Here is an 11,841-nt window from a genome sequence, read left to right as displayed (position 1 = left end):
GTGCGGGAGCGGCTCTGAAGAGCCGTGCCCGCACCCCTTCGGCGTGGATCGCCGCGTCTCCAAGCGTCCGCCCGGAACGGAGGTTCCGCCACTCGAACGGCTCAGCGCCGGGGCGGTGCCGTGACGGGGGTCAGGCCTTGACCGAGACTCCGGCATCCGCGGCATCCGCGGCGGCCTCGGTGCCCCGCTCCCCGAGCTGCTCCGTCTCCACATGAGCCGTCTCGCGGGCGGAGAGCGCCGCGACGACCGGCGGCACACAGAGCGCGGCTGCGAAGAGGGCGACGCCGGCCCAGTTGTCGCCGTCGGGGCCGGCGATCTGCGAGGCGAAGGCAACGGCGAAGCCGGCGATGGCGAAGCCGGTCTGGGTGCCGATCGCCATGCCCGAGAGCCTGACCCGGGTGGGGAACATCTCGGCGTAGAAGGCGGGCCAGATGCCGTTGGCCGCACTGTAGACGACGCCGAAGACCAGCACTCCAAGGATCAGTGTCAGCGGATAGCTTCCGGTGGAGATCGCCCACAGGTACAGAGGCATAGCCACCGCGCTGCCGACCGCCCCGACGAGGAAGACCGGCCGGCGCCCGATGCGGTCGGAGAGCCGGGCCCACAGCGGGATGGTGAACAGGGCGACCACATTGGCCAGCGCGCCCACCCACAGCATGCCGGTGCGGCTCAGGCCGACGGCGTCGCTGGTCGCGTACGACAGGGCCCAGACGGTGAAGATCGTGCTGACCGTGGCGATCACGGCGGCTGCGACGACCCGCAGCACGTCGGCCCAGTGGTCGCGCAGCAGCACGGCGAGCGGCATCTTCGCCACGCCCTCGGTCGCCGCCTGCTTGGTGAAGACCGGGGTCTCCTCCAGGGTGCGGCGGATGACGTAGCCGGTGACCGCGACCGCGACGCTCAGCCAGAACGGGATGCGCCAGCCCCAGGAGAGGAGCTGTTCCTCGGGCAGGGCGGCGACCGGGATGAAGGCCAGGGTCGCGATCAGCTGACCGGCCTGGGTCCCGTTGATGGTGAAGCTGGTGAAGTAGCCGCGCCGGTGCTGGGGTGCGTGTTCCAGGCTCATCGAGTTGGCGCTGGCCTGCTCGCCCGCCGCGGATATGCCCTGCATGACGCGCAGGAGGACGAGCAGGACGGGTGCGGCCCCGCCGATCTGGTCCCTGGTGGGCAGACAGCCGATGAGGAAGGTGGAGAGGCCCATCAGCATCAGCGTGAAGACCATGATCTTCTTGCGGCCGAGCCGGTCCCCGACATGTCCGAGGAAGAGCGCGCCGACCGGACGGGCCGCGTAGGCGACACCGAAGGTGGCCAGCGACAGCAGGGTCGCGTTCGCCGGATCGGACTCGTCGAAGAAGACCTCGGGGAAGATCAGCGCCGCCGCGCTGCCGTAGATGAAGAAGTCGTAGTACTCCAGCGCGCTGCCGATCCAGGCGGCGAGCGCGGCTTTACGGGGCTGGGCCTGCGGCTGGGGCGGGGGACCGGCGGAAGGGTCGTGAGCGGTCACGGCGGGCTCCTTCGGGGACGTTCCGTGCGGGGAGGGGCGCGAGCGGACGCGGCTAATTAACGCACTAGATAGTTAGTTGTGGATGGCTACGGATGTTGCGAGCAGTTGACGCCCCTGTCAAGGGTTCGCGCAGGATCGGACCCGGGCCGTTCGGACGTCCGGCCCCGATGCTCCCGAAAAGTCCCTGTCGGCCCCGCCTCGCCGGCCCCGCTTCACGCCGCCCGGTCGGCCGTGAGGTACGCGATGATCATGTCGCCCAGCATGGTCCGGTAGTGCTCGCGCCGGCCGGCGTCCACCAGGTCGCGGCCGAAGAGCGCGCCGAAGGTGTGCCTGTTCGCGATGCGGAAGAAGCAGAACGAGCTGATCATCGCGTGCAGGTCCACGGCGTCGACGTCCGCCGTGAACAGTCCCGACGCGCGCCCCGTGTCGAGGATGCGCCGCAGGACCTCGATCGCCGGGGAGCTGATGCGGCTCAACTCGGCCGAGGCGGCGATGTGTTCGGCCTCGTGGATGTTCTCGATGCTGACCAGGCGGATGAAGTCCGGATGGTCCTCGTGGTGGTCGAAGGTCACCTCGGCCAGTCGGCGGACCGCCGCCACGGGGTCGAGGTGCTCGACGTCCAGCAGCTGTTCGGCCTCGCGGATCCTGGTGTACGCCCGCTCCAGGACCGCGGTGAAGAGCTGCTCCTTGCCGCCGAAGTAGTAATAGATCATCCGCTTCGTGGTGCGTGTGCGGGCGGCGATCTCGTCGACCCGGGCGCCCGCGTAACCGAGGCGGGCGAACTCCCGCGTCGCCACGGTGAGGATCTCGGCCCTGGTGCGCGCCGCGTCGCGGGTCCGCACGGCGGGCTGGGCAGGTCCTTCGGTGCTGGTCATCCGGATCCTTCGCGGCAGGCGGTGCGTGCTCGCGATTCTAGAGCCGGTGCCCCGGGTGGCGGATTCGGCCCGGGGTCTTCCCTGGGCGGCCGTCTTTCGGTATGACTAACTAACCAGTCCGTACATTAACTCGATGTGTCAACGGGAAGTGAACGATGCCGAAGCCCCCGGTCCCGCCCCCAGGCGTCCCCGTCCTCGTGCTGAACGGACCCAATCTCGGTCTGCTCGGCCTGCGCGAGCCCGAGGTGTACGGCAAGGACACCCTGGCCGGGATCGACGAGCTCTGCCGGAGCACCGCGGCGGCCCACGGGCTGCGTGCCGACTGCCGGCAGAGCAACCATGAGGGTGTGCTCATCGACGCGATCCATGAAGCCCGCACCGCGCACCGGGGCATCGTGATCAACCCCGCCGGGTACAGCCACACCTCGGTCGCCGTGCGGGACGCGCTCGCCGCCGTGGAGCTGCCCGTCGTGGAGGTCCACCTCTCGAACATCCACCGGCGGGAGTCCTTCCGCCACCACAGTTACGTCTCGGCCGTCGCCGACACCGTCATCTGCGGGGCGGGTGCCCACGGATACGCCCTGGCGCTCACCCACCTCGCCCAGCTCCTGGAGGAGAACCGGTGAGCCCGGACTCATATCTCGTCGGCCTCATCGGCTCCGGCATCGGCCCCTCGCTCAGCCCCGCGCTCCACGAACGCGAGGCGGACCGGCAGGGGCTGCGCTACCTCTACCGCCTCATCGACATCGACACGCTCGGCGTCGCACCGGAGAGGACGGGTGAACTCGTCCGCTCCGCACGCGACATGGGATACGACGGCCTCAACGTCACCCATCCCTGCAAGCAGCAGGTCCTCGCCCACCTCGACGCCCTCTCGCCGCAGGCCGAGGCCCTGGGTGCGGTCAACACCGTGGTCTTCGAGGGGGACCTCGCGATCGGCCACAACACCGACGCGACCGGCTTCGCCGCCTCCTTCGCACGAGGTCTGCCCGACGCGCCGCTGGAACGGGTGGTGCAGCTGGGAGCGGGCGGTGCCGGAGCCGCCGTCGCTCATGCCGTCCTCGCCCTCGGCGCCGGCCGGCTCACCGTGCTCGACGCCCTGCCCGACCGGGCGGCGGCCCTCGCGGCCTCCCTGAACCACCACTTCGGCTCCGGCCGTGCCGCCGCCGCGGACCTTCTGGACATCGCGGCACAGACGGCGAGCGCCGACGGCCTGGTCAACGCGACGCCGATCGGCATGGCCGCCCACCCCGGACTCCCGCTCCCCGCGGACCTGCTGCACCCCGGGCTGTGGGTCGCCGAGGTCGTCTACCGGCCGCTGGAGACCGCACTCGTCCGCACCGCCCGCGCCCTCGGCTGCCCCACCCTCGACGGTGGAGGCATGGCCGCCTACCAGGCCGCCGACTCCTTCCGGCTCTTCACCGGCCGTGAACCCGACACCGCGCGCATGCTCGCCGACATCGGCGACCTCACGTCCGCACACTGAAGCCCGCAGGAGGACCGACATGCGAACGTCCATCGCCACCGTCTCGCTCAGCGGAACGCTCACCGAGAAACTCACCGCGGCCGCGCGCGCGGGCTTCGACGGCGTCGAGATCTTCGAGAACGACCTGATCGGAAGTCCGCTCGGCCCGGAGGAGATCGGGGAGCGGGCGGCCGACCTCGGTCTGACGATCGATCTCTACCAGCCGATGCGCGACATCGAGGCCGTCCCCGCCGACGAGTTCGCCCGCAACCTGCGGCGAGCCGAGCACAAGTTCCGGCTGATGCGGCGGCTGGGCGCCGACACCGTCCTGGTCTGCTCCAGCGTGTCGCCGTCCGCCGTCGACGACGACGCCCTCGCCGCCGAGCAGCTGCGACGGCTGGCGGACCTCGCGCAGGAGTCCGGTATCCGGGTCGCGTACGAGGCGCTGGCATGGGGCCGCCACGTCAGCACGTACGAGCACGCCTGGCGCATCGTCGAGGCCGCGGACCATCCCGCCCTCGGGGTCTGCCTGGACAGCTTCCACATCCTGGCCAGGGGCTCCGACGTCAAGGGGATCGAGGCCATCCCCGGCGACAAGATCTTCTTCCTCCAGCTCGCCGACGCCCCGCAGATGGCCCTGGACGTGTTGCAGTGGAGCCGCCACCACCGCTGCTTCCCCGGCCAGGGCGACCTCGACGTCACCGGGCTGGTGCGCGCGGCCGTCCGCGCCGGATACGACGGGCCCCTCTCGCTGGAGGTGTTCAACGACGTCTTCCGCCAGGCGGACGCCGGCCGCACCGCGGTGGACGCCCGGCGCTCGCTGACGCTGCTCCAGGAGTCGGCGGGACTGACCGCGCCCCCGGCACCGGTCGTCCCCACCGGGTTCGCCTTCGTCGAGATCGCCACGGCCGACACGGCCAGGATCGCGCCCCTGCTGACCGCGCTGGGCTTCTCCCGTACGGCCAGGCACTCCGGTAAGCCGGTGGACCTCTGGGAACAGGGCGAGGCCCGCATCCTGCTCAACACCGACACCGGCAGCCACCGGCCGGAACCCTCGCTCACCGCGGTGGGCCTGGAGAGCCCCGACCCGGCGGGGGCCTCCGCACGGGCCGAGTCGCTGCTCGCCCCCGTCCTGCCCCGGCGCCGCGCCCCCGGCGACGCCCCGCTGGACGCGGTGGCCGCGCCCGACGGCACCGAATTCTTCTTCTGCGTCACAGAGCGCTCCGGGGACACCGGGCGTTCCGGAGGCGTCGAACGCGCCGGCTGGACCGGTGACTTCGCGCCCGCCGCGCACACCCCCGACCCCATCGGGATCACCCGGGTCGACCACGTCGCTCTGACCCAGCCCTGGCACCACTTCGACGAGGCGACCCTCTTCCACCGCGGCGTGCTCGGTCTCCGCCCGCACGCGAGCGTCGACCTCGCCGACCCGTACGGCCTGCTCCGCAGCCGAGCCGCCAGCAACGAGGACGGCACCGTGCGCATCGCCCTCGGCGTGGGGGCGTCCCCCACCGAGGACCCGGCCCGAGGAGGGCGCCCCCAGCACGTGGCCCTGGTCACCGACGACCTCGTCGCCACGGTCCGCCGCGCCCTCGCCGCCGGCGCCCGGCTGCTGCCGGTTCCCGCCAACTACTACGACGACCTGGCCGCGCGCTACGAGTTCGCCCCCGGTGAGCTGGACACCTACCGCGAACTCGGCATCCTCTACGACCGCGACGAGAAGGGGGAGTTCCGGCACTGCTACACCGTGACGACCGGCCGCGTCTTCTTCGAACTCGTCGAGCGCAGCGGCGGATACGACGGATACGGCGCCCGGAACGCCGCCGTCAGGCTCGCCGCGCAGCACGCGCTGGCCGAGTGATCAGTCCGCGAGGCCCTCGAAGCCGGCCCGGGCGTCGAACGCGGCGCGACGGGTGGCCCGGCGCAGGGCTCTGAGCAGCGTGGGGCCGACGGCCAGGGTCAGGGCCACGGTGAGCACGGCCCGGCCCAGGTCCCAGCCGAGCGAGGTGGCGGTGCAGTAGGCGAGGAAGCGGACCAGATTCTCGTGCAGCGGGTCGCCCGCGACGAAGGAGATTCCCGAACCGAGCCCCGGCACGATCGTCCAGCCGTACAGATTCATCACCGTGCCGTAGGCGAAGGCCGCCACGAAGCCGTACGCCGCGAGCATCAGCAGCTCGCCCCGGCCGCGCAGGCGGTCGGGGCCGGGCAGCAGGCCCGCGCCCATCGTGAACCAGCCCATGGACAGCATCTGGAACGGCATCCACGGCCCGACCCCGCCCGTGAGCAGCGCCGAGGCGAACATCGTCACCGAGCCGAGCACGAAGCCGAAGCCGGGGCCCAGCACCCGTCCGCTCAGCACCATCAGGAAGAACATCGGCTCCAGGCCGGCCGTCCCCGCGCCGAGCGGACGCAGCGCCGCCCCCACGGCGGCCAGTACCCCCAGCATCGCGACGGCCTTCGCGTCCAGACCGGAGTCCGCGATCGTCGCGAGGACGACCCCGACGAGCAGCACGAGCAGGACGGCGAACAGCCACGGCGCGTCCTGCGCGTGGGCGAGACCGGATTCCGCGCCCGCCAGCAGCGGCCAGCCGAACCCGACCAGTCCGACCGCGCTGACGAGGACGAGCGCGGCCACGGCGTGCGGACCGAGCCGTACAGGGCGGGCGGACCGTGTCGTCACGCGAGGCCCTCCAGAGCCGTGCGTACCTGTGACACGGTCAGCCACTGCCGCGGCGCCAGGATCTTCGCGGTCTGCGGGGCGAAAGCGGGGGAGGAGACCACGACCTGCCGGGTCGGGCCGTCGGCGACCACCTCACCGTCGGCCAGGATCACCACCCGGTGCGACAGCTCCGCCGCCAGCTCCACATCGTGCGTGGCCAGGACGATGGCGTGGCCCTCGGCGGCCAGCCGCCGCAGTACGCCGACGAGCCGACCCTTCGCCGCGTAGTCGAGGCCGCGCGTCGGCTCGTCCAGGAGGAGGAGCGGGGGGCGGGCGGTGAGCACCAGGGCGAGGGCGAGCGCGAGCCGCTGGCCCTCCGAGAGATCACGGGGGTGGACGCCGTCCGGCACCCCGGGCAGCAGCTCCGAGACCAGCGCCCGGCAGCTGCCCCCGGGCGCGCCCGCGTCGGAGTCGGCCGCCGCGCACTCGGCGGCGACCGTGTCCGCGTACAGCAGATCGCGTGGTTCCTGCGGTACGAGTCCGACCCGGCGCACCATTTCGCGCGGCGGGGTACGGGACGGGTGCAGACCGCCGACGAGGACGGAGCCCGTCGTCGGCTGGACCATCCCGACCAGGGTCGACAGCAGCGTCGACTTTCCCGCGCCGTTACGGCCCATCAGGGCCACGGTCTCGCCCGGCGCGACGGAGAGCGTCACCCCGCGCAGCGCCTGGACCCGCCCGTGCCGCACCCCCAGCCCCTCGACCAGAGTGGCGGCGCCCTGGACCGGGGGCTTCGCCGGGGCCGTGCCCGGACGACGGCCGAGCAGCCGGTCCAGGAGACCGGGGCGGGCCGCGGCCGGAGCGGGGAGCGGGGCCACCACGGCGTCCGCCGAGGCCTCACGCGCCGGCGGTTCCACGTCGGCCAGCCGTTCCCGCAGGTCCACCGCACGGCGCCGGGCGTCGCGCACCGACAGCGGCAGCGGATCCCAGCCCACCAGCCGGCCCAGGGCCACCACCGGCGGCCGGACGGGCGAGAGCGCCATGATGTCCGCGGGCGCGCCCATCACCGGCGCGGCGCCGGGCGCGGGCAGCAGGAGGACCTGGTCCGCGTACTGCACCACACGCTCCAGCCGGTGTTCGGCCATCAGCACCGTCGTGCCCAGGTCGTGCACCAGCCGCTGGAGGACCGCCAGTACGTCCTCGGCCGCCGCGGGGTCCAGGGCGGACGTCGGCTCGTCGAGGACCAGGACCTTGGGGTGCGGGGTGAGGACCGAGCCGATCGCCACCCGCTGCCGCTGGCCCCCGGAGAGCGTGGCGATCGGCCGGTCACGCAGTTCGGCGAGCCCCAGCAGATCCAGCGTCTCCTCGACACGGCGCCGCATGACGTCCGGGGCGAGGCCCAGCGACTCCATGCCGTACGCCAGCTCGTCCTCGACGGTGTCCGTCACGAAGTGCGCCAGGGGGTCCTGGCCCACCGTGCCCACCAGATCGGCGAGTTCACGCGGCTTGTGCGTGCGGGTGTCACGGCCTCCGACCGTGACCCGGCCGGTCAGCACCCCACCGGTGAAGTGCGGCACGAGACCGGACACGGCACCCAGCAGAGTCGACTTACCGACACCGGAAGGGCCGACGACCAGCACCAGTTCGCCCTCGGGGATCGTGAGGTCGACCCCGGACAGGGTGGGGCGCTCGGCGCCCTCGTACCGCACCGAGACCTGCTCGAACCGGATCATGCGCGCTCCTTGGAGTCCGAGGGGGAAGGGGGAAGCGGTGCCACCGCGGCGGGCAGCAGCCCGATCAGCACGGCGGCGGCGGGCCACAGCGGAAGGACGGGAGCCGTGAGCGGTACGACACCGGGGCGCAGGGCGTCCGGGTCCGCGGCACCCGCCCAGATCATCACCGCCGCGACGGCCGCGCCCGAGCCCGCGACGAGCCAGGCGCGTACGCCCCATCGGTCCGGCCGGTAGCGGGTACGGACCGAACGGCGCCCGCCGAGCCCGATCCCGGCCGTCGCCGCGGCGAGTCCGGCCAGCAGCAACGGCAGCCCGTGCGTGGCGCCCTGCGCGGCCAGCAGCCCGTACGTGCCCGCGCACACGCCCAGCAGCCCGCCGAGCGTCAGCACATGAGTGGTCCGCCGGACGGCGGGCGGGACCTGCGCGGTGCGCCCGTACCCCCGCGCGTCCATCGACGCCGCCACGGCCACCGAGCGCTCCAGCGCGCCCTCCAGCACCGGCAGCCCGATCTGGAGCACCGCGCGGACCCCGCCGGTCGGACGGCCGCGCAGCCGGCGGGCCGTGCGCAGCCGTGCCACGTCGGCGACCATGTTCGGCGCGAACGTCATCGCGACGACGACCGCGACCCCCACCTCGTACAGGGCGCCGGGCAGGGACTTCAGCAGCCGCGCCGGATTGGCCAGCGAGTTCGCGGCGCCGACGCAGATCAGCAGGGTGGCCAGCTTCGCGCCCTCGTAGAGCGCGAAGACCACTTGTTCCGCCGTGACCCGGCCGCCGATCCTGACCCCCTCGGCCCAGTCGGGCAACGGCACCTCGGCCAGCGTGAACAGGGTGTGCGAACCGGGGACGGACGAGCCGAGGAAGACGGAGAACACCAGGCGCACGCCCACGACGAACAGCCCGAGCTTGATGAACGCCCCGTACGAACGGGCCCACGGCGCGTCCGTACGGCGCGCCGCCACCACGTACCCGGCCACCCCCACCAGCAGTCCGAGCAGTATCGGGTTGGTGGTACGGGACGCGGCGGTCGCCAGCCCGAGTGCCCACAGCCACCAGGCCCCGGCCGGCAGCGCGTTGCCGCGGGTGGCCCCGGGGGCGCGCAGGGCAGGGCGGAGCCGGGCCGGACCGGTGGAGCGGGTCATCGGCGGCGGCGGGCCTGCAGCACAGCGGCGACACCCAGGACGAGCACAGCGCCCACGCCGGTGAGCACACCCACCGACGGCCCGCCGCCGGAGCCGCCGCCTGTGGCGGGGCCGCCGTCGGCGGAGGACGCCTCGGCCGGGTCGGAGGCCTGCCCGGACCCGCTGTCCCCGGTCTGTTCACCGCAGCCCGAGTGCGGATAGCCCGAGATCGCGCAGAGCATCGCGGAGCTGTCGTAGCGCAGCGGCTTCGCCACCGAGGCGAGGGCCTCCGCCGTGCTCGCGTCCGGCGCCACCCGGGCGCAGGCGGTACGGAGCGGGGGCGGCTTCTCGCCGTCAGGTGCGTCGGCCGTCGTACCCGGGTCGATGACCAGCGCGATCCGCTTGAGGCCGTCCTTCGCCGGGGTGTCCGCGCAGACGGCCCCGAAGTCCGGTGCGCGGCGCGGCCGGGCGGAATCCTGGGAGTCCTCGCTCACCGAGAATCGGAAGCCCTGCACCGCGCCGTCGTCCGGCCGGACCACGGAAGGGCCCTGGGTGGCGTACATCCAGCTCTTCCCGCCGTCGCTCTCCCAGAACGACCAGTAGCGGTAGCCGGCCGCCTGCGCGTTGCCCGCGCCCAGCACGGCCAGGACGGCGCCAATCAGGAGAAGCAGCGCCGCCGTGCCGGGGCGCCTCACAGCTGCTGGTTCTTCCGGCGTCCGCTGAGCAGGAAACCGATGCCCGCGCCGAAGGCGAGACCGATGCCGATGATCCACCAGAGGCCGAGCCCCTCGTCGTCGCTGCTCGTGTCCGCGGGCTTCGAAGGCGCCGTCGCGGTCGGCGAGGGCACGGCGGTGGCGGCGGGCGCCGGGCCCGTCGCGTTGAGCTGCCTGACGAGGTCGACGCCGCCGAAGTCACGGGCGTCGGTGCCGGTCGCGTGGGCGGCGAGGACCAGCTGGGCGGTGGCGGCGGGGCCGCCCTCCTTGGCCCAGCCCTGAGCGTGCTTCTCCAGATACTCGACCGCTCCGGCCGCCTTGTCCTTGTGGCCGGACGCCGCCAGCGCCACGACCGCGTCCGCCGTGTTGCCGAAGTCCGGCTGCGGCGCGGACTCCTCGGCGCCCGGCATCGGCGGCGATTCCAGATACCCCGAACCGGCAAGGGCCTTCGCCAGGTAGGAGGCGCCGTTCTGCGCGGACTGCTCGGGGGTGAGGCCGGCACCCTCGGTGCAGACGGGGGCCTTCACCGCGTTGTAGTTGCCCGCGGCCAGGCCCTTGCCCATCGCGCCGAGGACCGCGGCCGCCGTGGCGTCCGCGTTGGCGGTGAGCTTGCCGTCCTTGTCCGGCTGGTAGGCGAACGCCCCGCCGTCCTCGCCGCCGCAGGGCAGCGCGAAGGTCTGCAACGCCGTGTACGGCGTCTTCCCGCCCGACGTGGTGATGTCGGCGAGCGGCACGCCCGCCCGGGCCAGCGCACCGGTCACGACGCCGGTGGAGTTGGCGTCGCTCGGGCTGCCCGGGTTGTAGCCCCAGCCGCCGTCCTCGTTCTGCACGGACTTCAGCCAGGCGACCCCGTTGTCCACGACCTCACGGTGCACGCCGAGCTCGACCACGGCCTGGACGGCCGCCGCCGTGGCGTTGGTGTCCGCGACCGTCTTGTCGTCGCAGGGCTCGGAGGCGTCGCGGTAGGAGGCGAAGGCCCCGCTGTCGCACTGCTGGCCGACGAGCCAGTCCACCGACTTCGTGGCCGGCGTGACCAGCTCGATCTTCTGGGCGAGGAAGGCCAGCGACTGACGCCACACCCCGTCGTACGTCGGGTCCTTGGTGCCGTACAGCCCCGCGGGAAGGTCCGGTGCGGAGGGGGACGGGGACGGACTCGGCGCGGCGACCGCCACCGGGGCGGCTGCTCCACAGAGCACGGCGGTGATCGCGAGCGCGGCCGCGCGGCGGCGTACGGACATGGCGGGCTGGGCCTCTCGAATGGGGTTTCCCCTGCTCGAGCTGGCCGAGCGTGCGGGGAAGGGTCGGCGCCGGATTCGCACCGGCTTCCCCCTGTACGGGCATGATGACGATCCGCCCACTCTACCGGGGCACTCCCGACCCCCTCCGGGCGGACAGTCGTACCCGGTGGGCGACGGGCCTTCCCAGCAGGTCAGAGCCCATGCGAAACTCCGGCGGGGGTCACACGGGCGCGTGCCCGTGGGGAGGAACGACCGGGGTGGGAAGCATCCAGTGCGCGGAAGCAGAAGAGGCAGGGCGGCCGGCGCCGTCGTGGCGGCCGGATTCATGACGGTGACGGCGGGCTGCGGCCTGACGGGGGAGAGCGAGAGCGCCCCGCCCCCCTCCCCGGAACCGACCCTGCCGTTCACCTCGGGGATCGTCGCCGACGAGATAGCAGGCTTCGCCCGGGCGGGAGGCCTCCCGCCCGGGGACACGTCCGCGGCGGGACTGCCGAAGGGCGACTGGCTGAACTGCGTCGCGCCCTGGACCGGCT

General features: G+C 73.2%; 10 protein-coding genes and 1 pseudogene. 4 read left to right on the top strand and 7 right to left on the bottom strand.

The genetic code is table 11. The features are described 5' to 3' along the window. Window positions 1-130: 130 nt before the first annotated feature. Window positions 131-1,504 (bottom strand): MFS transporter, encoded by a 1,374-nt coding sequence (locus ACFWFI_RS33845; protein ID WP_387397865.1) that lies wholly within the window; start codon window positions 1,502-1,504, stop codon window positions 131-133. Window positions 1,505-1,716: 212 nt separating this feature from the next. Then, the gene (locus tag ACFWFI_RS33840) at window positions 1,717-2,379 is read right to left on the bottom strand and encodes a TetR family transcriptional regulator (RefSeq protein ID WP_387397863.1); all 663 of its coding nucleotides are present in this window, start codon (window positions 2,377-2,379) and stop codon (window positions 1,717-1,719) included. A 155-nt stretch (window positions 2,380-2,534) separates the two neighbouring features. Here ACFWFI_RS33840 and aroQ point away from each other — a divergent pair, with 155 nt between their 5' ends. The 3 genes from aroQ to ACFWFI_RS33825 are packed head-to-tail and all read left to right on the top strand — an operon-like array spanning window position 2,535 to window position 5,705. Then, window positions 2,535-3,005 (top strand): type II 3-dehydroquinate dehydratase, encoded by a 471-nt coding sequence (aroQ, locus tag ACFWFI_RS33835; protein ID WP_387397861.1) that lies wholly within the window; start codon window positions 2,535-2,537, stop codon window positions 3,003-3,005. Further along, a complete protein-coding gene (locus ACFWFI_RS33830; protein ID WP_387397859.1) occupies window positions 3,002-3,865 on the top strand; it encodes a shikimate dehydrogenase in 864 nt (287 codons plus the stop codon). The genes aroQ and ACFWFI_RS33830 overlap by 4 nt, the downstream gene beginning before the upstream one ends. Before the next feature lie 19 nt (window positions 3,866-3,884). Further along, the gene (locus ACFWFI_RS33825; RefSeq protein ID WP_387397858.1) at window positions 3,885-5,705 is read left to right on the top strand and encodes a bifunctional sugar phosphate isomerase/epimerase/4-hydroxyphenylpyruvate dioxygenase family protein; all 1,821 of its coding nucleotides are present in this window, start codon (window positions 3,885-3,887) and stop codon (window positions 5,703-5,705) included. On the opposite strand, the gene ACFWFI_RS33820 is transcribed toward ACFWFI_RS33825, so the two are convergent. From ACFWFI_RS33820 to ACFWFI_RS33800, 5 genes are read right to left on the bottom strand one after another with little or no spacing between them, the layout of a single operon-like run. After that, a complete protein-coding gene (locus ACFWFI_RS33820) occupies window positions 5,706-6,524 on the bottom strand; it encodes an ECF transporter S component (protein ID WP_387397856.1) in 819 nt (272 codons plus the stop codon). It abuts the gene before it with no gap. After that, window positions 6,521-8,236, bottom strand: coding sequence for an ABC transporter ATP-binding protein (locus ACFWFI_RS33815; RefSeq protein ID WP_387397854.1), 1,716 nt, complete (start codon window positions 8,234-8,236; stop codon window positions 6,521-6,523). The genes ACFWFI_RS33820 and ACFWFI_RS33815 overlap by 4 nt, the downstream gene beginning before the upstream one ends. Then, window positions 8,233-9,378 (bottom strand): energy-coupling factor transporter transmembrane component T family protein, encoded by a 1,146-nt coding sequence (locus ACFWFI_RS33810; RefSeq protein ID WP_387397852.1) that lies wholly within the window; start codon window positions 9,376-9,378, stop codon window positions 8,233-8,235. Before ACFWFI_RS33810 ends, ACFWFI_RS33815 begins: the two co-directional genes overlap by 4 nt. Then, the gene (locus ACFWFI_RS33805; protein WP_387397851.1) at window positions 9,375-10,052 is read right to left on the bottom strand and encodes an SCO2322 family protein; all 678 of its coding nucleotides are present in this window, start codon (window positions 10,050-10,052) and stop codon (window positions 9,375-9,377) included. The genes ACFWFI_RS33810 and ACFWFI_RS33805 overlap by 4 nt, the downstream gene beginning before the upstream one ends. Beyond that, entirely contained in the window at window positions 10,049-11,308 is a 1,260-nt protein-coding gene (locus ACFWFI_RS33800) for a prenyltransferase/squalene oxidase repeat-containing protein (RefSeq protein WP_387397849.1), read from the bottom strand. Before ACFWFI_RS33800 ends, ACFWFI_RS33805 begins: the two co-directional genes overlap by 4 nt. 271 nt (window positions 11,309-11,579) lie before the next feature. Here ACFWFI_RS33800 and ACFWFI_RS33795 point away from each other — a divergent pair. Continuing rightward, window positions 11,580-11,841, top strand: a pseudogene (locus ACFWFI_RS33795) (hypothetical protein); the annotation flags it as partial.

The organism is Streptomyces sp. NPDC060209, from assembly GCF_042728155.1.
Classification (GTDB): Bacteria; Actinomycetota; Actinomycetes; order Streptomycetales; family Streptomycetaceae; genus Streptomyces.
Note: the sequence above shows the minus strand (reverse complement) of the source record. Positions and strands in the feature narration are given on the sequence as shown.